The 26,727-nt window shown below is 48.7% G+C and carries 31 protein-coding genes; 11 read left to right on the plus strand and 20 right to left on the minus strand.

Annotation, left to right across the window (positions count from 1 at the left end; translation table 11 throughout):
* The first annotated feature begins 39 nt into the window (after nt 1-39).
* The 7 genes from KNO66_RS08995 (at nt 40) to KNO66_RS09025 (ending at nt 4,872) form a co-directional block, all read left to right on the plus strand.
* A complete protein-coding gene (locus tag KNO66_RS08995; RefSeq protein WP_214742100.1) occupies nt 40-825 on the plus strand; it encodes an alpha/beta hydrolase in 786 nt (261 codons plus the stop codon).
* Between the two features lie 82 nt (nt 826-907).
* Nucleotides 908-1,345, plus strand: a complete 438-nt coding sequence (locus KNO66_RS09000) for a MarR family winged helix-turn-helix transcriptional regulator (protein WP_214742101.1) — start codon at nt 908-910, stop codon at nt 1,343-1,345.
* 50 nt (nt 1,346-1,395) lie between these two features.
* Nucleotides 1,396-2,049 (plus strand): SDR family NAD(P)-dependent oxidoreductase, encoded by a 654-nt coding sequence (locus KNO66_RS09005; RefSeq protein WP_214742102.1) that lies wholly within the window; start codon nt 1,396-1,398, stop codon nt 2,047-2,049.
* Entirely contained in the window at nt 2,046-2,582 is a 537-nt protein-coding gene (locus tag KNO66_RS09010) for an NAD(P)H-dependent oxidoreductase (RefSeq protein WP_214742103.1), read from the plus strand. Before KNO66_RS09005 ends, KNO66_RS09010 begins: the two co-directional genes overlap by 4 nt.
* A gap of 75 nt (nt 2,583-2,657) precedes the next feature.
* The gene (locus KNO66_RS09015) at nt 2,658-2,930 is read left to right on the plus strand and encodes a winged helix-turn-helix transcriptional regulator (protein ID WP_214742104.1); all 273 of its coding nucleotides are present in this window, start codon (nt 2,658-2,660) and stop codon (nt 2,928-2,930) included.
* An 81-nt stretch (nt 2,931-3,011) separates the two neighbouring features.
* Complete coding sequence (locus KNO66_RS09020; RefSeq protein ID WP_214742105.1) at nt 3,012-3,719, plus strand: type 1 glutamine amidotransferase domain-containing protein; 708 nt, start codon at nt 3,012-3,014, stop codon at nt 3,717-3,719.
* A 16-nt stretch (nt 3,720-3,735) separates the two neighbouring features.
* Nucleotides 3,736-4,872 carry a low temperature requirement protein A gene (locus KNO66_RS09025; RefSeq protein WP_214742106.1) on the plus strand — a complete coding sequence of 379 codons (1,137 nt, stop codon included), beginning with the start codon at nt 3,736-3,738 and terminating at the stop codon, nt 4,870-4,872.
* A 117-nt stretch (nt 4,873-4,989) separates the two neighbouring features.
* Here KNO66_RS09025 and tnpB read toward each other — a convergent pair whose 3' ends face one another.
* The 11 genes from tnpB to rho form a co-directional block, all read right to left on the minus strand.
* A complete protein-coding gene (tnpB, locus tag KNO66_RS09030; protein WP_214742107.1) occupies nt 4,990-6,078 on the minus strand; it encodes an IS200/IS605 family element RNA-guided endonuclease TnpB in 1,089 nt (362 codons plus the stop codon).
* Between the two features lie 250 nt (nt 6,079-6,328).
* Entirely contained in the window at nt 6,329-6,871 is a 543-nt protein-coding gene (locus KNO66_RS09035; protein ID WP_483299187.1) for a TIGR01440 family protein, read from the minus strand.
* Entirely contained in the window at nt 6,868-7,308 is a 441-nt protein-coding gene (rpiB, locus tag KNO66_RS09040) for a ribose 5-phosphate isomerase B (protein WP_214742109.1), read from the minus strand. The genes KNO66_RS09035 and rpiB overlap by 4 nt, the downstream gene beginning before the upstream one ends.
* A 4-nt stretch (nt 7,309-7,312) precedes the next feature.
* A complete protein-coding gene (locus tag KNO66_RS09045; protein ID WP_012727381.1) occupies nt 7,313-7,813 on the minus strand; it encodes a low molecular weight protein arginine phosphatase in 501 nt (166 codons plus the stop codon).
* A 21-nt stretch (nt 7,814-7,834) separates the two neighbouring features.
* Nucleotides 7,835-8,845 (minus strand): L-threonylcarbamoyladenylate synthase, encoded by a 1,011-nt coding sequence (locus KNO66_RS09050; protein WP_214742110.1) that lies wholly within the window; start codon nt 8,843-8,845, stop codon nt 7,835-7,837.
* Complete coding sequence (gene prmC, locus KNO66_RS09055; protein WP_483299188.1) at nt 8,826-9,686, minus strand: peptide chain release factor N(5)-glutamine methyltransferase; 861 nt, start codon at nt 9,684-9,686, stop codon at nt 8,826-8,828. The genes KNO66_RS09050 and prmC overlap by 20 nt, the downstream gene beginning before the upstream one ends.
* The gene (gene prfA, locus KNO66_RS09060) at nt 9,683-10,753 is read right to left on the minus strand and encodes a peptide chain release factor 1 (RefSeq protein ID WP_078147952.1); all 1,071 of its coding nucleotides are present in this window, start codon (nt 10,751-10,753) and stop codon (nt 9,683-9,685) included. Before prfA ends, prmC begins: the two co-directional genes overlap by 4 nt.
* 82 nt (nt 10,754-10,835) lie before the next feature.
* Entirely contained in the window at nt 10,836-11,447 is a 612-nt protein-coding gene (locus KNO66_RS09065) for a thymidine kinase (protein WP_214742111.1), read from the minus strand.
* A 106-nt stretch (nt 11,448-11,553) separates the two neighbouring features.
* The gene (locus KNO66_RS09070) at nt 11,554-12,777 is read right to left on the minus strand and encodes a cation:proton antiporter (RefSeq protein WP_214742112.1); all 1,224 of its coding nucleotides are present in this window, start codon (nt 12,775-12,777) and stop codon (nt 11,554-11,556) included.
* A 99-nt stretch (nt 12,778-12,876) separates the two neighbouring features.
* The gene (locus KNO66_RS09075; protein WP_012727387.1) at nt 12,877-13,119 is read right to left on the minus strand and encodes a type B 50S ribosomal protein L31; all 243 of its coding nucleotides are present in this window, start codon (nt 13,117-13,119) and stop codon (nt 12,877-12,879) included.
* Nucleotides 13,120-13,201: 82 nt separating this feature from the next.
* Nucleotides 13,202-14,539, minus strand: coding sequence for a transcription termination factor Rho (gene rho / locus KNO66_RS09080; RefSeq protein WP_214742113.1), 1,338 nt, complete (start codon nt 14,537-14,539; stop codon nt 13,202-13,204).
* Nucleotides 14,540-14,931: 392 nt separating this feature from the next.
* On the opposite strand from rho, the gene KNO66_RS09085 reads away from it, so the two are divergent.
* On the plus strand, nt 14,932-15,627 hold the full coding sequence (locus KNO66_RS09085) for a C40 family peptidase (protein WP_214742114.1): 696 nt from the start codon (nt 14,932-14,934) through the stop codon (nt 15,625-15,627).
* A 40-nt stretch (nt 15,628-15,667) separates the two neighbouring features.
* Here the strand turns inward: KNO66_RS09085 and KNO66_RS09090 are convergent, their stop codons facing one another.
* The 9 genes from KNO66_RS09090 to KNO66_RS09130 all read right to left on the minus strand — a co-directional run bounded on the left by KNO66_RS09090 (nt 15,668) and on the right by KNO66_RS09130 (nt 24,130).
* Complete coding sequence (locus tag KNO66_RS09090; protein ID WP_214742115.1) at nt 15,668-16,438, minus strand: ABC transporter permease; 771 nt, start codon at nt 16,436-16,438, stop codon at nt 15,668-15,670.
* On the minus strand, nt 16,428-17,354 hold the full coding sequence (locus tag KNO66_RS09095; RefSeq protein ID WP_214742116.1) for an ATP-binding cassette domain-containing protein: 927 nt from the start codon (nt 17,352-17,354) through the stop codon (nt 16,428-16,430). Before KNO66_RS09095 ends, KNO66_RS09090 begins: the two co-directional genes overlap by 11 nt.
* An 89-nt stretch (nt 17,355-17,443) precedes the next feature.
* The gene (gene glpX / locus KNO66_RS09100; protein WP_214742117.1) at nt 17,444-18,415 is read right to left on the minus strand and encodes a class II fructose-bisphosphatase; all 972 of its coding nucleotides are present in this window, start codon (nt 18,413-18,415) and stop codon (nt 17,444-17,446) included.
* A 14-nt stretch (nt 18,416-18,429) separates the two neighbouring features.
* Nucleotides 18,430-19,686: a UDP-N-acetylglucosamine 1-carboxyvinyltransferase gene (gene murA / locus KNO66_RS09105; protein WP_214742118.1), complete on the minus strand. Its 1,257-nt coding sequence runs from the start codon at nt 19,684-19,686 to the stop codon at nt 18,430-18,432.
* Nucleotides 19,687-19,713: 27 nt separating this feature from the next.
* A complete protein-coding gene (gene fsa, locus KNO66_RS09110) occupies nt 19,714-20,364 on the minus strand; it encodes a fructose-6-phosphate aldolase (protein WP_214742119.1) in 651 nt (216 codons plus the stop codon).
* Between the two features lie 153 nt (nt 20,365-20,517).
* On the minus strand, nt 20,518-21,372 hold the full coding sequence (gene fba / locus KNO66_RS09115; RefSeq protein WP_214742120.1) for a class II fructose-1,6-bisphosphate aldolase: 855 nt from the start codon (nt 21,370-21,372) through the stop codon (nt 20,518-20,520).
* A 161-nt stretch (nt 21,373-21,533) separates the two neighbouring features.
* The gene (locus KNO66_RS09120; RefSeq protein ID WP_214742121.1) at nt 21,534-21,893 is read right to left on the minus strand and encodes a response regulator; all 360 of its coding nucleotides are present in this window, start codon (nt 21,891-21,893) and stop codon (nt 21,534-21,536) included.
* Between the two features lie 92 nt (nt 21,894-21,985).
* Complete coding sequence (locus tag KNO66_RS09125; RefSeq protein ID WP_214742122.1) at nt 21,986-22,345, minus strand: YxeA family protein; 360 nt, start codon at nt 22,343-22,345, stop codon at nt 21,986-21,988.
* A 126-nt stretch (nt 22,346-22,471) separates the two neighbouring features.
* The gene (locus tag KNO66_RS09130; protein ID WP_214742123.1) at nt 22,472-24,130 is read right to left on the minus strand and encodes a glycerol-3-phosphate dehydrogenase/oxidase; all 1,659 of its coding nucleotides are present in this window, start codon (nt 24,128-24,130) and stop codon (nt 22,472-22,474) included.
* Between the two features lie 261 nt (nt 24,131-24,391).
* Between KNO66_RS09130 and KNO66_RS09135 the strand changes: the two genes are divergently transcribed.
* The 3 genes from KNO66_RS09135 to KNO66_RS15005 all read left to right on the plus strand — a co-directional run bounded on the left by KNO66_RS09135 (nt 24,392) and on the right by KNO66_RS15005 (nt 26,724).
* Entirely contained in the window at nt 24,392-25,507 is a 1,116-nt protein-coding gene (locus tag KNO66_RS09135; protein WP_214742124.1) for an NADH-dependent flavin oxidoreductase, read from the plus strand.
* A 211-nt stretch (nt 25,508-25,718) separates the two neighbouring features.
* On the plus strand, nt 25,719-25,925 hold the full coding sequence (locus tag KNO66_RS09140) for a hypothetical protein (protein ID WP_214742125.1): 207 nt from the start codon (nt 25,719-25,721) through the stop codon (nt 25,923-25,925).
* A 121-nt stretch (nt 25,926-26,046) separates the two neighbouring features.
* On the plus strand, nt 26,047-26,724 hold the full coding sequence (locus KNO66_RS15005) for a helix-turn-helix transcriptional regulator (protein WP_214742126.1): 678 nt from the start codon (nt 26,047-26,049) through the stop codon (nt 26,722-26,724).
* Nucleotides 26,725-26,727 lie beyond the last annotated feature (3 nt).

Consider the following 26,727-nt stretch of genomic DNA (forward strand, 5'->3'; position numbering starts at 1 on the left):
TTGGGTATGATTTAGAGAGAATCCAAAGGAGGTCACTTCATGATTGAGACAAAAGAAATCACAATTACACCGTTCGAACGCACTCGAACGGTTCGGATCTATACACCTGCCGACTATGAGACATCCGAAAAACGATATCCGGTCCTCTATATGCACGATGGACAGAACTGCTTTGCTGACGAGGATGCGAGCTATCACCTGAGTTGGCGCGTCGGTGAATATTTAGATGCCTCGAAGCGTGACTTGATTGTCGTCGCCCTCGATAGTGCACCAGGTGAACAACGACTTGATGAGTATGGACCATGGGAAAATCCATATATCGGGGACAGCCTACTCGGACGAGACATCGTCCTCGGCGGAGAAGGATCGGCATATATCGAATATATTGCACAGGAATTGAAACCTCGAATCGATGCTGACTATCGAACGATTCCAGAAGCGACAGCGATGATGGGAAGTTCGATGGGTGGACTCATCTCGGTATATGCCGCGTGTGTATATCCAGATATCTTCAAGCGTGTCGCCTCACTGTCCTCTGCGTTTTGGTTCAACCAAACCGAGCTGGAACAATTGATCGAAGCGAGCGATTTGAAGGGAATGGAGCGTCTTTACTTGGACGTCGGTGCCAAAGAAGTCGAGGAACCGATTGAAAATGGACCAACAAATGAAATGTATCGTGAGTCGAGCGAACGCGTGTACAACTTGTTAAAAGACAAGGTCGAACACATCCGCTTCGAAGTGATTGAAGAAGGGGTTCATAACGAACTTGCCTGGCGCGAGCGCTTCCCGATGGTCATCTCCTATTTATTTGGCGAAGAATTGTAAACTTGAGGTGAGTGTCCTTTGTTGACACTCGCCATATTTTATTTTAAGTTGTATGTACAAACGTCAAGGAAAGGAGAATCTGATGGAACGTATTCAAGAAGAAGATGACATTCTGATGTATTGTCTTTATTTCACTGCCAGCCGCTTCGCACGCAACATCTCAAAACTCGCCGATGAGGCAATCGATGGAGAATTGGCACCGTCTTACTACTACTTAATGCTCGTTGTGCATTTCCATCCCGGGATCACCCAAAAGGAATTGAGTGAACGCTTATCACTCGCCCCTTCAACGAGTACCCGTTTCCTCGATAAATTGGAGAAATCGGGATTGCTTCAACGCGACGTCATCGGAAAGCAATCGCATATCACGTTGACACCTTCTGGAGAGGCGACATACACAGAATTTCATCAATCGCTCAAGACCCTATTTGCAAACTATGCTTCGATCCTCGGGAAAGAGGAAAGTGAACTTCTCAGCAAAACGTTGCACGAAGCAAATGAACAACTCGAAAAAAAATAAATTTTTTTACACCTTCATGTGTATATACAACTATTAAGGAGGACATCATCATGTCAATGAAAACAGCAGTCATTATCGGAGCCGGTCCAGGAATTGGTCTTCATACAGCAGAACAATTCGCCAAAAATGGGTATCAAGTCGCGCTACTTGCTCGAAACGCCGACCGCTTAGCAGACTCTGCAAAGCAACTCATTCAAAAAGGATATACAGCAAAAGAATTTGAGGTCGATACACGTTCAGAAGAGGATTTAAAATTGGTGATGAATCAAATCCATGACACGTTCGGCTCCATCGATGCGGTTGTTTACAACGCAGTGGCTGCGACACCTGGTCGTCCGACTACGCTTTCTTCAGCGGATGTCATTCGTGACTTCGAAGTGAACGTACTTGGTGCATTGATGAGCGCACGCTTTGCTGCCCCGCTCATGAATACGGGATCTATCTTGTTGACGGGTGGCGGACTCGCACTTTACCCGTCGGCAGACTATGCCTCGCTCGCCATCGGAAAAGCCGCACTCCGCAACCTCGCCTATAGTCTTCATGAAGAACTTGCCGACTCCTCGATTTACGTTGGAACGTTAACGATCAAAGGGTTCGTACAAGAAGGAACCTATTTCGCGCCGGAACGCATCGCGCAAGCGTTATATGACATGCACGTTCAACAAACGGAAGTCGAGCGCATGTATGAGGAAGACCACGCATGAGCACACTTGTCATCCTCGTCCACCCAAACTTAGAAACGTCTCGTGTCAACAAAGCATGGAAAGAAGCTCTCGAACAGCATGATGATGTGACCGTACACGACTTGTATGCGACCTATCCCGATTTCAAAATTGATGTGGCACGTGAACAGCAATTGCTACTGTCACACGACCTCATCGTGTTTCAGTTCCCGTTCTATTGGTACAGTAGCCCAGCCCTCTTGAAGGAATGGCAAGATGTCGTCCTCTCCTATGGATGGGCGTATGGACAATCGGGTACACAATTACATGGGAAAGAATTTGTTCTAGCCGTCTCAACGGGTGGTCCTGCTGATGCCTATCGGCCGGATGGGTATAATCGTTTTACGATGGAGGAATTGTTGTCACCGTTTCGTGCGATAGCGAACCTGACAGGCATGACATATCTTCCTCCTTATATTGAGAGTGGGGTACGGACACTCACAGCCGAACAATTAGAACTGAGCGCACGTCATCTTGTAGAACACGTCACCGAGGTTCATCTCATTCGAAAGTGAGGAGTATCTATGGCTACTTTTTTGTATCAAGATCGAACATTTGAATGCCCCGTACAATTGAGCATGAATGTCATTATGGGGAAATGGAAAGTGCTTGTGTTATGGCACGTGTTACGTCGCCCTCGTCGTTACGGTGAACTGAAGCGATTGATTCAAGGAATCAGTCACAAAGTTTTGGCTGAGACACTCAAATCTCTTGAAGAAGACGGTTTCTTGTTACGAATTGATTTTCATGAAAATCCCCCACACGTCGAATACCAATTGACCGATCAAGGTCGAGAACTAGAGCCGGTTTTACTCGCCCTACAACAATGGGGTATGCGCTATAAAACAGAGTCACTCACCTAAAAGTGCGTACTTGTCCTCCTTTGTATAGCTGATACGATTGAAGAAAGTCATCGTATTCACCTAACGAAGGAGGAATTTTTTATGAAATCCGTATTATTGGTCGTATCCAACCCAACTGTCTCGACCACAACAAATTGGCCAGTCGGTTTTTGGTTATCTGAATTGACGCACCCGTATGATGTGTTGAGTGCAACAGGTCATCAACTGACGATTGCTAGTCCAGACGGTGGCAAAGTCGAGTGGGATGCGCTGAGCGATCCGACACATGAAAGTGGTTACTCGAAACATGATACGTTGTCTCTCAAGTATCTAGACGATGCTGATTTCCTTGCTTTGCTAGAAAATACGCCAAAAATCGGTGACCTCGACCTTTCCGGTTTCGATGCGATTCTCGTTGCCGGCGGACAGGCACCAATGTTTACGTTCCAAGATGCCGACTCATTACAAGAAGCGTTCGAAGCGTTCTACGCAAGCGGAAAACCTTCTATCGCCCTGTGCCACGGAACGAGTTTATTGTTATACCTGCAAGAGGGAAATCGTCCATTCGTTGAAGGTAAAGTGATGACAGGATTTACAAACGAAGAAGAAGATCAGGCCGATGCATCCGTAGGAATGAAAGTCATGCCATTCCGAATCGAAGAAGAAGCGATCAAGTTGGGCGCTCATTTCAAAAAAGCTGAACCTTGGACACCATACGTCGTTCGAGATGGTCATTTAATTACCGGTCAGCAACAAGAATCTGGCCAAGCTGTCGCAGAAGAACTCGTTCGCTACTTTGAAGGTACATGACGAGGGAGGAGATGACATGAGTGAGTGGTCTCGACCACATGTTCATTCAACCGAAGGACATCGACAAGCTTCCTGGATCGAACTCTTTTTCGACCTTGTGTTTATCGCCTCACTGGCAGAAGTCATTCACTATGTAGAAGCGCATCTTGCAGATGGTTTCGTTCATACAATCATTTGGTTTTTCATCCTGTTTACAGCACCTTGGATTGTGTGGAGGAGTTCCACTTTCTATTCGGATCGGTATGAAGAAAATACGACACGCCACCGTCTACTCATGATTGTTCTCATGGTCCCAATCGGATTGTTCGCCTATTCGATTCATTACACAACCGATCACGAGTATGGATGGTTCGTCTTAAGCTTTGTCCTGTCTCGTTTTTGGCTGTTGTTTATGTGGGGAAGCATCAAGATGACCGAGTCAGCTCAGCGTCAGACGTTCAGTGTCTTATTAACGGGGCATGGAAGCGCGATGCTACTCGTGACTCTCGGATGGTTGACCCACTCGATGATTCCGTTTGTCACGATTGCGCTTTTGATTGAACTATTCCAAACGCTCTTTACACTTCGATCCCATGAAAAACTCCCTGCCCTCACGCATAACCATCTACCTGAGCGGTTCGGACTCTTCACGATGCTTGTCCTCGGGGAAGGTGTGCTCGGGGTCATCTATATCTTGAGCGAATCATCTCAGTTGTTACTGCCATTCCTCTTGTTTTTACTCATTGTTGCTTGCTTTTGGATTTACTACGATCAAGTCATACACCGTCTATTCGAACCGACGGCTTGGCATATTTACTGGTGGAGTGTCTGGAATTTAGGCATTGTCGCTTCACTCCTACTCATCCGTTCTACCTTTATCGGTTTGAAAGTAGAAGACCCGAAATCGATGCTCTTACTGTTAATCGGTGCACTCCTTTTCCTATTCACAACAGGAGGCTCTGGCATCGTCGGTAAAAAAGATGAGTTGTCGCAACGTATGACTCGACACTTTCTTCAATTACGGTTATTACTCGGTATTCTTCTAATCGGGGGATATTGGTTGATCGACTCTGTCTATCTTTTTGTATCCATGACAATCGTTGCCCTCTTCATCGTCCTATTGCAAGGGATGTATTATTGGGTAAGACACTTAAAACCTCATGCACAAAAGTGAACTACTCGCCACTTATTTGCTTCACAAATTGAAGGGGGAGCTTCTTGGGAAGACCGTGCTCTTACCAGCCACGGTTATTTACCAAGCTCGTCGGGCAGTCCCTGCCCTGAATGGTTGTCAGTCAGCCAACATCAATAGGTTGATGCTCGCGTTGATGTCACGGTCATGATGCGCGCCACAAACACACGTCCATTCACGGACATCCATCGTCTTCTTCTCGCCTTTGACGCCACAAGAAGAACAGATCTGCGTGGATGCGTACCAGGGGTCCGCCTTGATGAGCGTCCGTCCGTAGAAGGTACATTTGTATTCCAACTGTCGGACGAACTCGTACCAACTGACATCCCCGATGGACTTCGCGACCTTGTGATTCTTCATCATGTCCTTCGATGTCAATGTCTCCACGACGATGACTTGGTTCTCGTCAACGATTCGTCTCGACAGTTTGTGGAGGAAGTCCTTACGTTGATTCGCAATCTTTTCGTGTTTCTTGGCCAAAAGTAACTTGGCTTTTTCACGATTCTTGCTCCCGATTTTCTTTCGAGACAACGCGCGCTGCGCCTTCTTGACCTTCGCTTCGGATTGTCGGAGAAAGCGAGGGTTTCCAATCTTCTCAGAAACCATCTCGTCATTCGTCATGACGGCGAAGTGCTCCAGACCGAGATCGATCCCGACCTTGTTCTTGGCTGGGATCCACTTTTCCTCATCTTGATTAACGAGGATGGAGACGAAGAACTTGCCTGTCTTGGTCATCGAGACCGTCGCCGACCGGATGACGCCCTCGAACTGGCGATGTTGTGTGAACCGCACGAACCCGACCTTCGGCAGCCGGACTTTTCTCGACTCGATGCGGATCGTGCCGTGCTGGTTGTTCGTCGTGTAGGAGGCACGCGACCGTCGTCTCGACTTGAAGGTCGGGAAGCCACCTGTCCCGGCGAAGAACTTCGCGAACGCCGTGTCCAGGTTCAGCTTCGCATTCGCGAGCGCGAGACTGTCCGCCTCGGCGAGGAACGGGAACAGGGGCTTGTAGGAGGCGGGTGTCGCCGGTTTCCGTCTCGTCACGATCCCCGTTTTCGCCTCCTCGCGGATGGCGATGCGGTCCTCGAGCAGCTTGTTGTAGATGAACCGGGCGCAGCCGATCGTCTTGATGAAGAACTCAGCCTGTGCCGGCGTCGGGTGGAGCCTGTATGTATAGCCTTTCAGCATGTCCGTCCCTCCTCCCTCCTGAAGATCGTGATGTATCCTCCTCGTCCGATACCCGCGGAGGAAGAGGGAGAATCTGACGGAATCACGAACTTTTGTTCGTAACATCTGTCATAGGGAGAGCAAACTGTTGGACCGGGCGATTCATCTCCCACCTACGCCGGGCCTCGCCCCGAGACGCTTAGAGGAGGGAGAATTCTCGCCTGATTTAGTTAAAAGAACTCCTACCGATGAAAAATCGGTAGGAGTTCTTTTAATTTGACGAATACTGAGCCCTTGGCCCACCAATCAGTTTCGGCCTCGTGACCGCAAACGTGACGTACGCTTCGCCGAGATGCTTCGATGACAACCGGACCGGAATGGCGACCGGCTTCAAATGCATCCCAATTAATGTCGAGCCGATATCGATTCCCGCATCTGCTTGAATCGATTCGACAACACACGGCTCCTCGAAGTTCGCATACGCCTTCTCCGACATCGCCCCACCTGCGGAACGGACCGGGACGACCGTCACTTCTGTGAGACCGAACTGCTTGAGCGTCCGGCGCTCAACGGTGAGGGCACGATTGATATGCTCACATCCTTGAAACGCCAAATGGACACCTGTCTTTTCCCTAAATTCAAGGAAGGCCTCCATCAATTCACTTGCGACATCAATGGAGCCGGCCTTCCCAATCGTTTTTCCGAGCACTTCACTCGTGGAGCATCCGATGACGAGAATACGCTCATCATGTAACGGAAATCGCTCGTGAAGCTCCGTCAAGAATCCGAGAAGTTCCGTCTTCATGTGACTCACTTCGTTTCGTAAGCACTCATCTTGTCGACACGGTTTGAATGGCGACCGCCTTCAAAGTCCGTATCGAGCCACGTCGTCACCAAGTCGAGTGCAAGACCAGGTCCGATGACACGCTCGCCCATCGTCATGATGTTCGAGTCGTTATGCTGACGTGTCGCTTTCGCGCTGAATGAGTCATGGACGAGTGCCGCACGAATCCCTTTGACTTTGTTCGCCGCAATCCCGATTCCGATTCCCGTACCACAAATCAAAATTCCACGATCGAACTCCCCTGCTGCTACCGCTTCTGCGACCGGGATGGCCACGTCTGGGTAATCGATCGAGTCCGCCGAGTGCGTCCCGAAATCTTTATACTCATGCCCAAGTTCCTCAAGCAAGGCTACGATTTCTTTTTTCAAGTTGAAGCCGCCATGATCGGCGCCAATTGCAATTTTCATTCGTTCATTCCCCCGTCTTCTTTGGTAGGCGTCTCGGTGGTTTCGTCACCTTTGACCCGTCATTCGTTAATTTTAACACAAGTCGATTCACGAGTGGTTCGAGCTCGTTTCGCACTTGGCGATACACATTCATCGAACCGCCAAACGGGTCGTTGATGTCTCGCTCGAGCCCCGTCACGAATTCATAGAGCGTGTACGTCCGCTCCGACAAATCCGGGTATGTATCCCGAATTTGTTCACGGTGCGCGCGTGTCATCGTCAAGATGATATCCGCCCAATTCCCTAACACCTCATCGAACGTCTGGGTGACATGATCGAGTTCAATCCCACGTTCTCTGAGAACTTGCAGTGCATTTTCTGAAGCATCGAATCCTTGCATCGTCCGTAGACCGGCTGAGCGAATATCAAATTCGTCCCCCGTCATCTTTGAACGGAGCAAGGCCATCGCCATCGGGCTTCGGCACGTGTTGCCACTACATATGAATAATACGCGTTTCATTGACATCGCGTGTCCTCCTCTATGTCTTTAGGCATCTTTCGTCGGGTGCACAACCTTTCCGCCCGCCGCTTTGTATAAACGGTTATAGACGGCTAGCGCGACCCCGACCGGTTCAATCGTGTTCACATAAATCTCATCCACGTCTGTTGCATCAAATCGACGAAGCGCGTCGTATAAACGCTGCGCCGCCACTTCCATTGAGGTACCGAGGGAATACGTGACCTCAGCCGGTGTCGGGTTCTCGTCGAAGACGAGGGCACCGATTCGCAACCCCGCTTGCTTCCGCTCCTCGATGACACGCTCCAAATCTTCACGTGTGCCATCGACTAGATAAACAGGAGCCGTCGGAGCGTAATGAGTATACTTCATTCCCGGTGATCGTGGTGCGGCTTCATCGTTGCTCAAGTTGGCATCTAAGGCGACCGGTCCAATGACGGCTTCCATTTCTTCTCGCGTCACACCACCTGGTCGTAAAATCGTGACCGTATCCCCCGTACAATCTACAACGGTTGACTCGACACCGATTCCAGTGGGACCTCCATCCACAATTCCAGCGATTCGTCCATTCAAGTCATCCGCGACGTGTTGAGCGGTCGTCGGTGAAGGACGTCCCGAACGATTCGCACTCGGAGCCGCAAGTCCTAACCCCGACTTACGAATCAATTCGAGTGCTGCCGGATGGTTCGGCATCCGGAGTCCGATGGAATCGAGGCCCGCGGTCACGAGCGAAGAGGCTCGTCCGTTTGAAGGCAAGATGATCGTCAAAGCGCCTGGCCAAAACGCATCCATTAAGCGTTTGGCAACAGGAGGAATCGAATCGACAAACAAACTCGTTTGTTCGATTGAAGCGATATGGACGATGAGTGGGTTGTCCGACGGACGACCTTTTGCCTCAAAAATCTTTCGAATTGCCACATCGTTCATGGCATCTCCAGCGAGACCATAGACAGTTTCTGTCGGCATGGCGATGATTTCACCCGCTTGAAGAAGACGTACCCCTTCTTCAATCTCATTCGAATTAATCCATTTCGTTTCCATACGCAATCCCTTCCCTTACGGCATAGACGATACGGTCCTTGCCGTTTATATCTTTTAAAATACCCGTTTCTGCTTCAGGATAACGTTCAGACAGGAATGATTTCACATCTTGTCCTTGGTTATACCCGATTTCAAACGCAATCAAATGCCAATCGGCACGTAAGACGCGCACAGACTCCGCAATCAATTGCCGATACATGTCGAGTCCGTCCGTTCCTCCAAAGAGGGCGAGATGCGGTTCGTAGCCGACGACGGTCTCATCTAACAGCTCATCCGCCTCGATATAGGGCGGATTTGAGACGAGGACGCGAATCGAGTGATCGGCAATCGGGGCGAGTCCGTCGCCTTCATAAAATCGTACATTCGCACCAAGGGCTGCCGCATTCCGCTTTGCAACCGTTATTGCTTCCGGAGAAATATCGACCGTCTGTACGCGGACTCCGAGCTCAAGACTCAACGTGATTGCGATTGCTCCGCTTCCCGTTCCGATATCGACAATCTCATCATCCTCGACATGGCGAACTTGTCCGAGCACCCAATCGATTAACTCTTCTGTTTCCGGTCTCGGAATTAAGACGTCCCGATTCACTTCGAACGAACGTCCATAAAACGGCGCATGCCCAATCACATGCTGTACGGGTTCTCCCACCAACAAACGGTCAATCCCAGCCTCAAACCGTGTCGCTTCGTCACCAGAGAGTTCGTCTGACAGGCGGACGAGGAGACCCGTCCGGTCGACTTGAAGTACATGCATGAGCCACCATTCGGCAGCTGCTCGGTCGCGTCCAGCTTTTTGCAATCGTTCCTCTGTCTGTTTGAGTAGCGCGGCAATCCGCATCATTCCGCATCCTCCATCAGACGTGCCTGTTCATCCATGATGAGTGCGTCGATAATATCTTCGAGTTCACCTGCTAGGACACGGTCCAACTTCTGAAGGGTCAATCCGATTCGATGATCGGTGACGCGACTTTGTGGGAAGTTATACGTGCGGATCCGCTCGGAGCGATCCCCTGTGCCGACAGCCGATTTTCGCTGTGCCGACAGTTCTTCCATATGCTCACTTTGCATTTTGTCATAGAGACGTGCCCGAAGTACTTTCATCGCCTTGTCTTTGTTTTTATGTTGCGACTTCTCGTCCTGACATGATACGACGAGTCCTGACGGGATGTGTGTCAAACGTACAGCCGATTGCGTCGTGTTGACCGATTGCCCTCCTGGACCTGATGAGGTGAACGTATCGACCCGTACATCTTTCATATCGATGTGGACTTCGACATCCTCTGCCTCAGGGAGAACGGCTACCGTTGCTGTGGATGTATGGATTCGTCCGCCCGATTCAGTCGATGGAACCCGTTGTACACGATGGGCACCGTTCTCAAACTTGAGTTTCGAATAGGCGCCTGCTCCATTGATCATGAACGTGACCTCTTTGAATCCACCAAGCTCGGTATAGTTCGCGTCGATGAGTTCCACTTTCCAATTTTGACGTTCAGCGAATCGCGTATACATCTTATAAAGGTCCCCAGCGAACAGGGCCGCTTCGTCTCCACCTGCCGCCCCTCGGACTTCGACGATGACGTTCTTGTCATCGTTTGGGTCTTTTGGAAGCAATAAAATCCGCAGTTTCGCCTCTAGCTCTTTGACTTCTGGTTCGAGGAGGTTCATCTCTTCTTTTGCCAATTCACGCATGTCGGCGTCGAGCGTCCGGTCTTCAAGCATTGCCTTCGCTTCTTTGAACGCTTCACTTGTTTCTTTATACTGACGATACATCTGTACCGTCTCCTCTAGTTGTGCCTGTTCTTTCGAATATTGTCTCAATTTCGTCGAGTCACTGAGCACCTCAGGATCGGCGAGCATTTCATTCAATTGCATGTAACGATCTTCTAAAACACTTAAACGGTCAAACATGATGATCCGTCCTTTCTCCGTCAAATCAAACTCTATCTATTATAGCAAAAAAACGGACCGCCGAGGGCGGTCCGTCGATTCATCAGTCTACCACCGTATGGCGGACCGGATGTGGTTTATTCGGTACATCGTGACAATGTCGGCATCGCGGTTCGTAAGACTCGGAAGCGCCGACCAAGATGACCGGGTCTTCATAGCGCGCCGGTTTCCCGTCAATCAAACGCTGTGTCCGTGAAGCCGGCGCCCCACAAGACAAACAGATCGCCTGCAACTTTGTGACAAACTCCGCACGTGATAACAGTTCAGGCATCATCGTGAACGGCTCACCACGAAAGTCCATATCGAGCCCGGCACAGATGACGCGCTTGTCCTCGTTCGCAAGTTGCTCGATGACATCGACGATTCCTTCATCAAAGAATTGCACTTCATCAATGGCGATGACCTGCGTTTCTTCACGTACGGCATCGTATAAGTTTTGGCTTGACGCGACAGGGACTGCCACGACCGAGTTGCCTGTATGTGAGACGACGTTCTCTTCATGATACCGGTCGTCGATTGCTGGTTTGAACACTTGGACCGGAATTTTCCCGTAATGAGCACGACGGACTCGGCGAATCAATTCCTCCGATTTTCCCGAAAACATACTCCCACAAATCACTTCAATCCAACCATATCGGTTCGTCACATGCATCATTATTCTTCGCCCTCTCCATCGATAATCGCTTTCCGATTATACCTATCTTTCGAGTTGAGGAAAAGGGTTGACTTCTCCCAAATCTTAATTGAAAGAGCATGAGCCTTTATTCGTCAGCGTTCGCCTCTTTTTGTTCATCGATTAATTTCAATTTACGCGCGAGCGGTCGAATCGTGAGACCGTGTAACGTAACGGAAATGAAGACAAGTCCGAGTGTGAGCGGCAACATTTGTTTCGCATCGTCAATTCCGAGATGCGCCACCTCTTCAGCAAAGAATCCCGCAACCGTCATCGCGACAATCCCGCGTGGGGCAATCCAACCAATGAATCCTCGTTCCGCTAACGGCAGACCTCCTCCAATCGTTGACAAATAAATTGCCACCGGGCGAACTAAGAAGAGAATGCCCGCAATCGTCAAGAGAAGTGGCCACTGGAAGATATTCAACAGCTCGGTCCGAGAGAGCGATGCCGTCAATAAGATGAAAACAGACGAGATGAGTAAGATTGAAATGTCTTCTTTAAACGATTGCAATTCTTCAATGATTTCTTCATCACGATGTTTTGTATTGGCCATCGTCATCCCCATCGCTGTCACGGCAAGAAGCCCTACTTCGTGCATCATGAGCTCACTGAGTGAGAATAAAACGAGGACGGCTGTCAACGTGACCGAGGCACGGAGATAACGAGGCACCTTTTCGGCAACGAACCACCCCATCAAGAGATGTCCGAACAAATAACCTAGTCCGACACCAACGATACATGCACCGGCGAAGAGGAGTTGCATCCACAAATCCATACCTTCATATACGATATAACCGAGGCGGACGACAAACAGTCCGAGCAACGCCCCCACCGGATCAACGATGATGCCTTCCCACTTCAAAATCGCTCCGACACGGTCTTTTAAATGCGCCTGTCGTAATAACGGGATGACGACGGTCGGCCCTGTCACGACAAAGAGCGCTCCCATCGTCCAGGCGACGACCCAGTGTAGCCCGCCGACGTATTGGATCAGTAATGACATTCCGACAAATGAGAGCGCGACACCAATCGTGACGATGCGAACAATCGACCGCCGGAACTGATTGATTTCGCTGAAATGAAGTCCAAGACTTCCTTCGAATAAGATAATGGCAACCGCGAACGAAATGATCGGACTATATAAGTCTCCTAATAGTTCACGCGGGTCGAACAGCCCGAGAATCGGACCCGCCAACACCCCGGCGAGCGTCATAATGATGATCGCCGGAATTTGATAACGCCATGCCAGCCATTGTGACATGATCCCGACTCCGATTAACAAGCTGATGCTGATGAGTATAAGTTCCATAAAGGCCCCCTAATGACAGTCTTTCGTCTCTTTACCCGCGTCAATGTAACAAAAAACCGCCAAGGGCAATCCCTAGGCGGTGAGCATACAACTTTACGATTAACGTTGGTATTTCTTGTTGAAGCGCTCGATACGACCATCTGCAGATGCGAATTTCTGGCGACCTGTGTAGAACGGGTGCGAATCAGAAGATACATCGACACGGATGAGTGGGTACTCGTTTCCATCTTCCATCGTGATTGTCTCGTTAGAGTAACGAGTTGAACCAGTGATGAATTTGAATTCTGTCGTCGAGTCCATGAATACGACTTTACGGTATTCTGGGTGGATTCCTTGTTTCATTGCTTTTCAACTCCTTCGGCCCTAAGTATTCTTTCAACCTAGAGAAAGTTCACTAGAATATAATATCACCCTACTATAGGATTTACAAGTCTGTTTTCGTTTTTTTCACCGGTCGTCTTTTTTTCTTATCCGCCTCTAATGCAGCAAAAAAGTCGAGGTTCGTTTTCGTCTCACGGACACGGCGTAAGAACTGTTCAACGAAGTCTGGAGACTCGTTCATCGTACGGCGAATCGTCCAAAGCGAATCGAGTTCTTCCTTCCCGAGTAACAACTCTTCTTTCCGAGTGCCCGAGCGACGAATGTCGATTGCCGGGAAGATGCGACGTTCCGCCAATTTCCGGTCGAGATGGAGTTCCATGTTCCCTGTTCCTTTGAACTCTTCATAGATGACGTCGTCCATTCGTGATCCGGTATCGACGAGCGCTGTCGCAAGGATGGTCAAGCTCCCTCCATCCTCGATATTCCGGGCCGCTCCAAAGAACTTTTTCGGTTTATGGAAAGCTGCCGGATCAATCCCCCCAGAGAGTGTCCGTCCACTCGGCGGAACGGATAAGTTATACGCACGCGTCAAGCGTGTGATGGAATCGAGTAGGATGACCACATCTTTCTTATGCTCGACGAGACGCATCGCGCGTTCGAGAACAAGTTCTGAAATACGTGCATGGTTTTCTGGGGTCTCATCAAACGTCGAGAACGCCACGTCTGCGTCCGGTACAGAGCGTTGGATATCGGTCACTTCCTCTGGTCGCTCGTCAATCAAGAGAATGATCAATTCGACGTTCGGATGATTCGTCGTGATTGAGTTCGCAATCTCTTTTAAAAGGGACGTTTTCCCCGCTTTTGGTGGCGCCACAATTAACCCACGTTGCCCAAATCCGACGGGGGCTATCATATCCATGACGCGAACTGAAAGATGGGTCGGCTCTGTCTCGAGCACCATCTGTTGTTCTGGATAAATCGGTGTCAGTGCCGGGAAGTAATCACGCGAACGCGTCGAGTCCGTCGACTCCCCGTTAACTGCTTCAACACTTAACAAACCTTGGAATCGCTCATTCTCCTTTGGTTTACGGACCTTCCCTGTGACGAGGTCTCCGTTTCGAAGATTAAAGCGACGAATTTGCGATGCGGCGATATAGATGTCTTCGGAAGATTGAGAATAGTTGATCGGTCGGAGGAATCCAAATCCGCCATCATTTTGAGACTGTGGATTCGGTGGGATGATTTCTAAAATACCTTCGAGGAAATATAAGTCTTTTGATTCAGCCTGTGATTTCAAAATACGGAACATGAGCTCACGCTTACGCGCTTCTCGGAAGTTTGGGACTTTGACTTCTTTGGCAATCTCATATAATTCTTTTAACGTCTTCGTCTCGAGCTCACGAAGTGTATAGTTCTTTGTCGGTTCTGTCTGTTGACTCATTCAAGTCACCTATCTTTCTACATTTCATTACAAGAAGAATTCAACTTGATTCATTTGTTCTGCCATCATCTAACCACATTTTTTCAATGCCGTCACTGTACAAGACCAGGGTTTTGTTTAAGCATTTCCCTCATGTACAAATTTTTACACGAATCCGAAAGGTTTTGTAACAAAAGAAGTACTATATCCGCATATTGTTTCATTTTTGTTACAAGAAAACGCTTTTTTGACTTGCGATTGAAAAATGCCATCGGTCTTGCGCATGATATAGTTTATTTGCACAGGAAACCGGGTATTAACCGCAACTTGTGCTCGACTATTAAAACATTACTCGATTTTGTCATATATGAACTATGAACGTGTTGATTTTAAAAAACGGAGGGATTTACACAATGTTAAAGCGTATTGCATCAATCGTTGTCGCTGCCACTGTCGCTTTCTCGGGTCTTATGTTCTCAACAGGTGAACAAGCGGAAGCCGCTACTGGAACATTTGCTTACTCGAAAGTAAACGGTTTGAACATCCGTACTGCCCCGTCACTTACGTCATCGAAAGTCGTCGCGAAAATGGATAAAGGTCAACGCTATACATACCTTGGTAAATCCGGTTCGTTCTATAAGATCAACTACAAAGGCTCACCACGTTACATTTCAGCTTCTTCAACGTACACGTACTTGAAAGCGAACACGTCAACGTCAACAACGGTTTCTACGTCATCTTCAAGTAAACGTGCAAAACTCGTTGCAGAATCAAAAAAATATTTAGGTACACCTTACCGTTACGGTGGAACAACGACTGCTGGATTTGACTGCTCAGGTTACACTGGTCATGTTTATAAAAAAGCAATCGGCAAAACACTTCCACGTTCTTCACGTCAGCAATACTCAAGCGCGAAGAAAATCTCGAAGTCATCGATTCAAGCGGGTGACCTCGTCTTCTTCTCACACTCAGGTGGGACGATTCAACACGTTGGGATGGCACTTAGCAAAACACAAATGATCAACTCAGAAACTGGCGGCGTGAAATACGCGAGCTTCACTTCTGGATACTGGGCACCACGTTACGTTGGCGCTGGATCATACCTATAATACAACATCACGACTCGGTTCATTGGAACCGAGTCGTTTTTTATTTTTGCTTCAATGCCCCTCTCGCATTCGTCGCAGCAAAGACAATCATGAGGACACTCATCGTCCCCGCGACTGCGAGTCCCGCTGAGAGTGCTCCCCAATCAATCTCAGGCTGAGTCAGAACCGCCCGCATCCCTTCAAAAATATACGTGGTCGGATTGAACGTCGCCGCCACTTTCAACCATTCCGCTTCAATCAATTCTTTCGGAACGAACGTCGTTGACAGGAAAATCAAAGGGAAGAACAACAATGTCCCCGCCTGTGCCGCCTGAGCGTTTCGTGTCTTCAAGGCCACACCCACTGAATATCCCGCAAAGCCCAGTCCAAATCCGATCGCGAGTAATACCGTGAAAAAGAATCCAGCCGCACCGACAGGAATGGTGAGACCGAGTAGAAAGGCGACAGCAAAGATGAGCAATGTTTGGACGAGCAGTTGTAACATCCCGGCAATCATTGGGCCGAGAACGATTGCCGTACGGGTCGCCGGTGTCAACAAGAGCCGTGCGAAATAGCCACTCTCAATATCACGGACAAGCGCCTGTCCCGTGCCTCCCGCTCCCCCGACTGCACCTGAAACGATTGATACGGGTAAGATGAAGTTCAAATAATCGCTTCCTTCGAACTGAGGCAACGAGGCCACACTCGATAAACCGCTCGTATACACGAGTAAAAAGAATACAGAAATGATCAAGTTCGGGATAAACGAAAACGGATTTCGAATCGTCGTCACTAAACTCCGTTTCGTGAATAACCATGTCTCAGTCCACACGAATCTCGCCTCCTTCATACGATTCGCCCGTCACTTTCAAGAACACATCATCAAGCGACGGTTGCTTCACCGTCAATCGTTCAGGCTGTAATCCTTGTTCATCTAACGACCGAACGATTTCCGTCAATGTGACATCACGTAACTCAAACGACACATGTGTTCCACTCGAAGAAGCATCAAATAATGTCGCAGCAGCCGCGGCGTCCGATTCGTTGGAAAAGTCCATCGCGATTGTCTCTCCACCAACGAGTTGTTTCAACTCCTCAGCCGTCCCTTCACTCACGATTTTCCCGTGATTAATGATTGCGATGCGGTCAGCCAACTCGTCCGCTTCCTCTAAGTATTGGGTCGTCAAAAAAATCGTCGTCCCAAATTCCTGATTCAATCGCCGCACTTCATTCCAAATCTCGATTCGGCTCGCTGGGTCGAGACCCGTCGTCGGTTCGTCCAAAAAAAGAACCGTCGGCCGATGAACGAGTGTAAGGGCTAAATCGAGACGTCGGCGCATCCCCCCGGAATACGTACCACTCCGTCGGTCGGCCGCATCCGTCAGTGAAACGACTTCTAATAACTCATCTGCACGGCGGCGTGCCTCTTCATTCGACATTTTAAATAAACGACCTTGTAAGACAAGCAGCTCTCGTCCCGTCAACACTTTGTCAATTCCCGTCTCTTGCAGGGCGACTCCAATTGATAACCGGACATCCTTCTCTTGTTTGACGACATCGAATCCATTGACTCGTGCCGTTCCAGACGTCGGACGCACGAGTGTCGTCAACATTTGTACCGTTGTCGATTTCCCCGCTCCGTTCGGTCCCAAAAAAGCAAAAATTTCTCCTTCTTTCACGGAAAACGACACATGATCCACAGCGGGAACATCTTTAAACGTTTTCACAAGTTCAGCTACCTCGATCATCATATCCACCTCCTGACTACTCCATTCCCGTTTTATAGATATTTCATAACAAAAAAAATCGTGGACGTTTGCACATCCACGACTTCTGATTATTCCGGTTTCATGACCATTTTTGGTTTTTTCGTGAGCGAGTGGTTCCCTTCGACGAAACGAACGGTTCCGGATTTGGCACGCATGACAACCGAATGGGTCTGTCCACCTTGTGATGTAAACTGAACACCACGTAACAATTCCCCGTCGGTGACACCGGTCGCAGCAAAGATACAATCTTCACCTTTTACTAAGTCATTGAGTAGAAGAATCCGATCCGTGTCTTCAATCCCCATGTCATGGCAACGTTGTTTCTGCGCTTCATCTTCCGGGAGTAGGCGTCCTTGGAAGTCTCCACCTAAACACTTCATCGCGACCGCCGCGATGACACCTTCCGGCGCTCCACCTGAACCGAGAAGCAAATCGACACCCGTTTTCGGGAAAGCCGTATTGATTGCGGCCGCAACGTCCCCATCCGGAATGAGTTTGATGCGCGCACCTGTCGCACGGACACGTTGGATCATTTCTTCATGACGCTCTCGATGTAAGATGGTCACGACGACGTCTTCCACGTTCTTTTTCTTCGCTTTCGCCACAATTTCAATGTTCTCTTCAATCGAGTTATCGAGACTGACGAGACCAGCCGCTTCCGGGCCGACTGCGATTTTTTCCATGTACATATCAGGGGCGTGAAGGAGGTCTCCTGCATCCGCGACTGCAAGAACGGCAAGTGCTCCCCATGTCCCTGTCGCTACGATGTTCGTTCCTTCTAACGGGTCGACCGCAACATCGAGACGCGAGCCATAACCGTTTCCGACTTTTTCTCCGATGTATAACATCGGAGCCTCATCCATCTCTCCTTCTCCGATGACGACAATCCCTTTCATTGGAATCGTGTCAAAGACATCTCGCATGGCAGTCGTCGCCGCATCATCGGCTTCCACTTTTAATCCTCGTCCCATCCAACGGGCTGAAGCAAGTGCAGCTGCTTCTGTCACCCGGACCAGTTCCATCGATAAACTTCGTTCCACCCGAAATCTCCCCTTTATACTTCAGTGTGTTCGTCTACCCATACGAGCGCACCAAGTTGTTTTAGTTTGCCGACAAAGTCGACATATGAATCATTCAATCGTTCCGCATGTAGCAATGTCGATTCTCCATTTGCTTGAAGTGCCGATAAGACAAGTGCTGCGGCACTTCGTGCATCCGTACATTCCATCTCGGCATTCGCTAACGCATTCCCTCCACGAATCACCGCCGAAGCATCTTCAAGTGTGATTTGTGCGTTCATCCGTCGCATCTCGGCAATATGCCGGAATCGCTGAGGATATAATTTATCGGTGATGATACTCGTCCCCTCTGCTTTTAATAAAGCAGCAGACATGATCGGCTGCAGGTCGCTCGGATATCCAGAATAATGGAATACCCGAATGTCCGTCGGCACGTAGCGGTCGGCCGTCACGGTGACTGATTCCTCACCGACTTGGACGTCTGCTCCGAAGTCCAATAATTTTTGGATGACCCCTTCGAGGTGTGTCGGAATGACCGGTTGTACGGTCACACTACCAGACACCGCACCGAACATCATGAACGTTCCGGCTTCAAGGCGATCTGGAATCAACGTGTGCGTGCACCCATGCAGACGTTCGACACCTTTGATGCGAATTTCATCGGTTCCGGCACCACTTACGTGCGCTCCCATCGATGTGAGCATCGTCGCCACGTCCACGACTTCCGGATCACAGGCCGCATTTTCGATGACCGTCGTCCCTTCCGCTAAAACCGCTGCGAGCATGGCACTCACCGTTGCCCCAAATGACCGTAAATCCAAATAAATTCGATTCCCGACAAGTTCCTCGACCCGGACATGATAGAGTCCCGATTCATTCTCGACACGAATCCCAAGACGCTCTAGTGCTTTCAAATGTAAATCAATCGGTCGTGGACCAATCGCATATCCCCCAGGTAGCCCCACCGCACCTTTTCCGAAACGGGCGGCGAAGACCCCGAGCAAGTAGACAGCGGCACGGACTTTCCGCGTCTCAGAACCGAGAAGTGGCATGGCGACCGCCTCATTCGAATGAATGGTCGTCCGTTCGCCATCACGTTCCACTCGAACCCCGAGCTCTTTCAACAGATTGACCATCACTTCCACATCTTCAATCATCGGAACGTTTTCAATCGTCACCGACTCTTCCGTAAGAAGTGCAGCCACAAGGCAAGGGAGAGCGCTCTGTTTCGCCCCGCTAATCTCGACGGTTCCTTCTAATTTTTGCTGCCCAACGATATGCAAAATTTCCACGCTAATCAAAACCTTTCTACGACGGACTTATTTGGATTGAGCGTTGTTCCAATCCGCTAAGAACTGCTCAATACCTTTGTCTGTGAGCGGATGTTTCATCATCTGTTCGATGACTTTGTATGGGACCGTAGCAATGTCAGCCCCAAGAAGTGCAGCCTTCGTCACGTGAACCGGGTGACGTACAGATGCCGCGATGATTTCTGTTTCGATGCCATGAATCGCAAAGATGTTCGCAATGGTTTCGACTAAATCGAGTCCGTCCTGTCCGATATCATCCAATCGTCCGATGAACGGAGAAACATATGATGCGCCGGCGCGTGCTGCAAGTAGCGCCTGGTTGGCGTTAAAGATGAGCGTGACGTTCGTTTTGATCCCGAGTTCTTTAAACTGTTTCACCGCTTCCATCCCCGCTGGCGTCATCGGTACCTTTACCGTAATATTCGGCGCAATGGCGGCAAGTTCCTTTCCTTCTTTCACCATACCCGGCGCATCGAGTGCAATAACTTCAGCGCTGACTGAGAGATCCCCGACGATCTCACAGATTTCCCGAAGTCTTGTATGGAAGTCGACACCTTCTTTGGCGACGAGCGATGGATTGGTCGTCACGCCTCCGATGACGCCCATTTGGTGAGCCTTTTTAATGTCTTCCACATTTGCTGTGTCAATGAAAAAACGCATATGTGTCTCCTCCTCTAATTGTGATCGCTTACAATCTCTATTATGCGGAAAGACTAAGCGAATTACTACACCCATTGTCAGATTCGACTCGGGACGACGGAGCAAAAATATAAAAAGTCGGTCCTCATAGAGAACCGACTTGATCAAACAGGATTATGCTTGGTTGCTTGAACCAAACTCACGCATTTTGCCAGTTACGACGTTGTAGATCGCTTCGATCCCAGGTCCGATAACTTTACGTGGGTCATATACTTTCGAGTCAGCGTCAAGCTTCTCACGTACCGCACGAGTCCACTCTTGTTGGCACTCTGTGTTGACGTTGATCTTGCTGTGTCCGAGCTCGATTGCTTTTTTAACTTGGTGCTCAGGAATTCCTGATCCGCCGTGAAGAACGAGTGGAGTTTGTGTCGCTTTCGCGATTTCTTCCATCTCTTTAAAGCCAAGCTTCGGCTCACCTTGGTATGGTCCGTGTACAGAACCGAGTGCTGCAGCAAGTGCATCTACTTTCGCTTCTTTAACAACACGTACACACTCATCGAGGTCAGCGTATTGTACGCCACCGATGACGCCGTCTTCTTCGCCGCCAACAGTACCGACTTCTGCCTCAACAGAAGCACCTTTAGCGTGCGCGTACTCGACAACTTGTTTCGTCATTTCGACGTTTTCGTCGATTGGGTGGTGTGAACCGTCGATCATGACTGATGTGAATCCAGCGTCGATCGCTGCTTTACACTTGTCGAATGAAGAACCGTGGTCAAGGTGGATTGCAACTGGAACAGTGATGTTGTAGTCGTGCATGAGACCTTCAACCATTTTGACAACTGTTGTGAAGCCACCCATGTACTTCGCTGCACCTTCAGATACACCGAGGATTACTGGTGATTTCTCGTCTTCCGCAGCGCGAAGAATCGCTTGCGTCCACTCGAGGTTGTTGATGTTGAATTGGCCTACTGCATACTTGCCTTCGAATGCTTTGTTAAGCATTTCTGTCATTGATACTAATGGCATAATGACATCCTCCTGTCTGTTCGCTATTATACACGTTTGGGAAAAGTTCCCCCGTGCAATTCGTTCCCATTATAACACACCGCAAAACATGTGCCTATGCTATTCGGGCATAGAAATGGCTTAGCGCAAGCGTTTACATATGTCATCTTGGTGACGAAACGTCAAATTTTCAAGACTTCTTTCACTTTTTCAATCATTCCATAAATATCGAACGGCTTTTCAAATTGTGCAGCGACTCCGAGTCGACGAACTTCTTCGATCACCGTTTCTTCCCCAAATGCCGTCATGATCATAACGGGCGTTTCCACGTTCTCCTCGCGCATGCGACGTAACACTTCATGTCCAAACATACGAGGCATATTCATATCGAGTAATACCAAGTCGTATTGTTCTCGCTCTAAAAACTCCCAGGCGCTGACGCCATCTTTCGCTGTATCTACGTCTACACCCATGTTTGTAAACACTTGCGCGAGCATCGTACGAATCCCGTCCTGGTCATCTGCTATTAACATCCGTGACATGCATGTCCCTTCTTTCCTTACGTCGGTTTCCATAATCAAACAATTCAACCATACCAAACTCGTTTCTTTTTCGCGATGCCTATCTTTTGAAATCAAGGGAACGATGGTTCGGAACTGTCTACTTCCTGTTCTTCTTTCAATTGTTCAGGCACTTCTAACTGATTGACCCGTTCATAATCGGTCACTTCCGCATCTTCTTCTTTCACAAACACTTTCAAATAATCCCCTTCTGCTAGAAGTGAAGAGGTTGCAATGGCTAGAGATCGTTTCTTCCCGTCTTCATCGTATCCGATGAGATCGTATCGATAGCCGTTCGATGTCTGTGTCGCTACTTCCGCGTTCGGAACTTTGACATAATACACATCTGCCAAAATTCGATTTGAATCGACAAAGCGCCAGCCGACTATTAATAGAACACCGATCACTAAGACGGCGATAAGTTTTCGTTTCATAACCTGTTCTCCTTCAAGGTAAGAGTTACTACCTATGAGATATACCGTTATTCCGAAAACATGAAACCACCCTATAAAAAAGGTTCATCCTGTTCAGAATGAACCTCTCGTGTTACACATTGAATCTTATGATTCGACCGTCACTGGAACGACCGCGATTTCAATTTCTTTCTCGACCTCTTCACGTTCCTCTTTCAAACGCTCGTCTGACCATTTAAAGACGTCAGCCATACAACGAAGGACACCGTCTTTGTATTGACGAACGAAGTCGATATCAAAGAACATCGCACCCGTCCGACGAATTAAGAAGTCGATGGCACGAACAACCGATTCTTCCTCAATTCCGTATACTAATTGCGCGTAGACGATTTCAGGAAGGTCATATGCATTCGCATCCATTCGTTCGATGACGCGATCGATATTCGATCCGTATAGACGGACGAGCGCTTCCGCGTGTTCTGCATCGAGACCATGATTTTGAAGTTCTTTCGTTTTCTTATCAAGGAAGTCTTGGAAGCCTTTTGACCCACCGACATGACCACCCGAAATCGGCATATGTTTCGTCCGGCTCGCCAAGTAAACGACACCTTCTTCTTCTTTCAACAATTTGGCGACGAGGTCGACGACCGTCTCTGACATCTTGCGATACCCTGTCAATTTACCGCCGGCGATCGTAATCAAGCCACTGTCTGACTGCCAGATTTCGTCCTTACGTGAAATTTCAGACGGATCTTTCCCTTCCTCGTAAATCAATGGACGAATACCGGCCCAGCTTGACTCCACATCATCTGCCGTGACATGAACGTCCGGGAACATATAGTGGATGGCATCCAAAATATAATCACGGTCCTCCGTCGTCATGCGTGGATGCGCCTTGTTTTTATCGAAGAACGTATCCGTCGTTCCGACGTATGCTTTGTTTCCGCGTGGAATCGCAAAGACCATGCGACCGTCTGGTGTATCGAAATAAATTGCTTGTTTGAGCGGGAATTTCGACTGGTCGATGACCAAGTGAATCCCTTTCGTCAAACGAAGTTGCTTGCCTTTTTTCGAGTTATCTTCTTCTCGTAACTCATCAACCCATGGACCGGTCGCATTGATGATTTTTTTCGCATAGACGTCATATGTCGACCCGTCGATTTGGTCTTCGACGTGGACACCGGCTACTTTCCCGTTCTCGTAAATCAGTCCTGTCACTTTCGCATAGTTCATGAGAAGCGCACCGTGGTTTGCGGCTTCTTTCGCCACTTCAATCGTTAATCGTGCGTCATCTGTGCGGTACTCAACGTAATAGCCGCCTCCGACTAAATCATCTTTCTTCACGAGCGGTGCCTTTTTGATGACCTCATCCGGCTTGAGCATCATGCGACGTTCTGCCCGTTTGACACCTGCGAGGAAGTCATACACCATGAGCCCGATTGATGTTGAGAAGGGACCGAATGTGCCTCCCTTGTGCATCGGTAAGAGCATTTGTTCCGGTGTCGTGACGTGTGGACCGTTCTCATATACGATGGCCCGCTCTTTCCCGACTTCGGCGACGAGCGCCACTTCGAATTGTTTCAAATAGCGGAGTCCCCCGTGAACAAGTTTTGTCGAACGACTTGATGTCCCTGCCGCAAAGTCTTGCATCTCGAGGACGGCTGTCTTCATCCCACGCGACGATGCATCGAGCGCAATCCCCGCTCCTGTGATTCCGCCACCGACAACAAGAACGTCATGACGTTCACTCGTCAGTTGTTCATATCGTTTCGCTCGTTCTTTCGCTGAGAAATTTCTGATTTCCATCTTATTCCCTCCTATAGTAAGTACGGTTCAATGAATAGAAAAAGAGACCACAACAAAAATAAGGCTTCCCCCTTCTGTTGTGGTCTCTCTATTGTCTCGAACCGGATATCAACTTTTCTCCTGTATTATACCCTATTCTTTTCAGTTCAATCATCTCTTACGCTTATTCAACCTGCAATGTGCCGTTTCACAAGCATCCAACTCGCATTTTTGAGTCGAGAAGCTTAGACTTCAAGGTATCATATTGAAGGAGGATTTCAGATGAAACGTATGTTACAACCTTTTCAGTTCAAAAATGGTGTCGAAGTACCGAACCGCCTCGTGTTGGCACCGATGACACATTACTCATCAGAACCAACAGGCGAAGTATCCGAGCATGAGCTCGCCTACTATCGGAAGCGGGCGCAAAACGTCGGGCTCGCCATCACGGCTTGCGCGTACGTGACAGAAGACGGGAAAGGGTTCCCGAACGCATTCGGGGTCAATGACGACAAATTCATCCCAGGTCTCCGTCAATTGGCGGAAAGTTTAAAAGCGGAAGGCGCAAAAGCCATCCTTCAAATTTTCCACGCAGGACGGATGTCACCACCTGAACTCGTCCCGAACGAACAACCTGTCAGTGCAAGTGCCGTCGCACCTGTCCGAGAAGGCGCCGCTACACCACGTGCCCTCGAGACGTCAGAAGTCGAAGCCATCATCGAGGCGTTCGGTGAAGCGACAAGTCGCGCCATCGAAGCCGGATTTGACGGAGTCGAGATTCACGGAGCGAACACTTACTTGATTCAACAATTCTTCTCACCGCACTCAAATCGCCGTGAAGATCGCTTCGGCGGTGATGTCCATGGACGTTTGACGTTCCCACGCGAAGTCATTCGTCGTGTCAAAGAAGCCGCCGCAGATGCGGAAAACTTCCTCGTCGGCTATCGCTTCTCACCAGAAGAAATCGAAGAGCCAGGTATCACACTCGACGACACGGATGTGTTGCTCGATATGATTTTAGAGGAAGGCGTCGATTATATTCACGCGTCTCTCTGGAACTTCAATACAGCTTCCATGCGCGATGAGAATGTCACGGAGCGTTCGATTGACCGCATCGCCAAACGGATCAATGGTGCCATCCCACTCATCGGAGTCGGGCAGCTTCAGCGTCCGGCGCAAGTGGAAGATGCGCTCGAGGTTGTCGACCTTGCCGCACTCGGTCGCGAACTGATCATCGACCCGGAATGGCTCGAAAAAGTGAAATCGGACCGTGAAGACGAGATTGAGACCGCACTCGACTTGAACAAACAAGCCGAACTCGCCGTCCCCGCTCCACTATGGAACGCCATCACGACACGTGCCGGGTGGTTCCCAATTAAAGATCAAGAAGTAAAATAAATCGTTAGTATGCGACAGACATATTTTATGTCTGTCGTTTCTTTATTGTTGCGGACACATTTCAGACACATATTAGACACATTTTTATTTGATTTTCTTTCTAAATTTTATATATTCCACTTTTCACATTTATCACACAATTTTAATCTAGTATTGACGATGCGTTGGGTCAGTCTGTTTGATTTTTTGTTGAAAGGGGCACTATATCCTAATGGCAGACCAACCAGTAGATTTGAATTTACACAATGAACAACACCGTCAATATCAGCAGCAATTTAAACGCAAAACGGAAGCATTTCGACAGCAAAGCCAGGCCATTCAGCAACGAATGCAAGACTCTTCAGAATCACACGAACGAGCATTTACTAAAGAAATCGCGGAGCTAAAACAGCAAACGAAACGACATGCGTCCAAATGAGCATTCTTGATCGCTTCTACCCGCAAGGAAAGAAGTGAACCGTTATATGGAAAATAGAATCCGACAACAGTTTTTAACCCATCTCGCTCGAGAAAAAAGTCATTTCACAGACCAAAGTTACGTGGAAAATTTTTATGAATTGGATGAGCAGATTATACGGGCTCTTCAGAGTAATCAACTTCATCTAGCGAATACATTGCTCGAAACATTGACTATCGATTTGTTAAAGCACCCCATGATTGATGAATATCATGGCGTTCGGCTTTATTTCCGAGGACTCACCTATCATGTGAGTCGCCTTGTTCCTGCTTCTAATCCGAATGTCCAAACATCACTAGCATACACGAGTGCACTGTTAAAACTGGTCGATGAACTTGATACCCCACTCGATTTTGTCTATGCAATCCCTGTCATTACAGAATCATTGGCTACGATGATGTCATTTGTATCTTTTCAAGTTTCTTCGGATCATCGCGTTCTGTCCGCCATCCGATTGATTGAGGAACACTTAACCGACCCCACTTTGTCTCTATCAAACGTAGCGATTGGAGTCGGGTTATCTAACAATTATTTATCGTCTTTATTTAAACAGGAGACGGGTGAAACCATTTCAGAACGCATTCGCAGACGTCGAATCGAGGCCTCGATGAGCGATTTGATTGTGACCTCGTCCCCTATTTGTGCAATTGCGAAATCGTATTGTTTTTCTTCATGTACAACGTTCATCAGTACATTCAAAACTTACCAAAACATGACACCCCTACAATATCGTCAATCACACCATCAAAAAAAACGTTGAGGT

It is taken from the genome of Exiguobacterium sp. s48 (assembly GCF_018617395.1).
Taxonomy (GTDB): domain Bacteria; phylum Bacillota; class Bacilli; order Exiguobacteriales; family Exiguobacteriaceae; genus Exiguobacterium.

Bases quoted from the DNA above. Each gene is read 5' to 3' on its own strand.
- KNO66_RS09125 (WP_214742122.1), bottom strand. From the start codon at position 22,345: ATGAAACGAAAACTTATCGCCGTCTTAGTGATCGGTGTTCTATTAATA.
- prmC (WP_483299188.1), bottom strand. From the start codon at position 9,686: ATGATGCGGATTGCCGCGCTACTCAAACAGACAGAGGAACGATTGCAA.
- KNO66_RS09020 (WP_214742105.1), top strand. From the start codon at position 3,012: ATGAAATCCGTATTATTGGTCGTATCCAACCCAACTGTCTCGACCACA.
- KNO66_RS09140 (WP_214742125.1), top strand. From the start codon at position 25,719: ATGGCAGACCAACCAGTAGATTTGAATTTACACAATGAACAACACCGT.
- prfA (WP_078147952.1), bottom strand. From the start codon at position 10,753: ATGTTTGACCGTTTAAGTGTTTTAGAAGATCGTTACATGCAATTGAAT.
- KNO66_RS09045 (WP_012727381.1), bottom strand. From the start codon at position 7,813: ATGTCAATGAAACGCGTATTATTCATATGTAGTGGCAACACGTGCCGA.
- KNO66_RS09135 (WP_214742124.1), top strand. From the start codon at position 24,392: ATGAAACGTATGTTACAACCTTTTCAGTTCAAAAATGGTGTCGAAGTA.
- fsa (WP_214742119.1), bottom strand. From the start codon at position 20,364: ATGCGTTTTTTCATTGACACAGCAAATGTGGAAGACATTAAAAAGGCT.
- KNO66_RS09000 (WP_214742101.1), top strand. From the start codon at position 908: ATGGAACGTATTCAAGAAGAAGATGACATTCTGATGTATTGTCTTTAT.
- KNO66_RS09005 (WP_214742102.1), top strand. From the start codon at position 1,396: ATGTCAATGAAAACAGCAGTCATTATCGGAGCCGGTCCAGGAATTGGT.
- fba (WP_214742120.1), bottom strand. From the start codon at position 21,372: ATGCCATTAGTATCAATGACAGAAATGCTTAACAAAGCATTCGAAGGC.
- KNO66_RS09130 (WP_214742123.1), bottom strand. From the start codon at position 24,130: ATGGAAATCAGAAATTTCTCAGCGAAAGAACGAGCGAAACGATATGAA.
- KNO66_RS09120 (WP_214742121.1), bottom strand. From the start codon at position 21,893: ATGTCACGGATGTTAATAGCAGATGACCAGGACGGGATTCGTACGATG.
- KNO66_RS09050 (WP_214742110.1), bottom strand. From the start codon at position 8,845: ATGGAAACGAAATGGATTAATTCGAATGAGATTGAAGAAGGGGTACGT.
- tnpB (WP_214742107.1), bottom strand. From the start codon at position 6,078: ATGCTGAAAGGCTATACATACAGGCTCCACCCGACGCCGGCACAGGCT.
- KNO66_RS08995 (WP_214742100.1), top strand. From the start codon at position 40: ATGATTGAGACAAAAGAAATCACAATTACACCGTTCGAACGCACTCGA.
- KNO66_RS09095 (WP_214742116.1), bottom strand. From the start codon at position 17,354: ATGATCGAGGTAGCTGAACTTGTGAAAACGTTTAAAGATGTTCCCGCT.
- KNO66_RS09025 (WP_214742106.1), top strand. From the start codon at position 3,736: ATGAGTGAGTGGTCTCGACCACATGTTCATTCAACCGAAGGACATCGA.
- KNO66_RS09085 (WP_214742114.1), top strand. From the start codon at position 14,932: ATGTTAAAGCGTATTGCATCAATCGTTGTCGCTGCCACTGTCGCTTTC.
- rpiB (WP_214742109.1), bottom strand. From the start codon at position 7,308: ATGAAAATTGCAATTGGCGCCGATCATGGCGGCTTCAACTTGAAAAAA.
- KNO66_RS09075 (WP_012727387.1), bottom strand. From the start codon at position 13,119: ATGAAACAAGGAATCCACCCAGAATACCGTAAAGTCGTATTCATGGAC.
- rho (WP_214742113.1), bottom strand. From the start codon at position 14,539: ATGAGTCAACAGACAGAACCGACAAAGAACTATACACTTCGTGAGCTC.
- KNO66_RS09010 (WP_214742103.1), top strand. From the start codon at position 2,046: ATGAGCACACTTGTCATCCTCGTCCACCCAAACTTAGAAACGTCTCGT.
- KNO66_RS09065 (WP_214742111.1), bottom strand. From the start codon at position 11,447: ATGATGCATGTGACGAACCGATATGGTTGGATTGAAGTGATTTGTGGG.
- KNO66_RS09015 (WP_214742104.1), top strand. From the start codon at position 2,658: ATGGGGAAATGGAAAGTGCTTGTGTTATGGCACGTGTTACGTCGCCCT.
- KNO66_RS09070 (WP_214742112.1), bottom strand. From the start codon at position 12,777: ATGGAACTTATACTCATCAGCATCAGCTTGTTAATCGGAGTCGGGATC.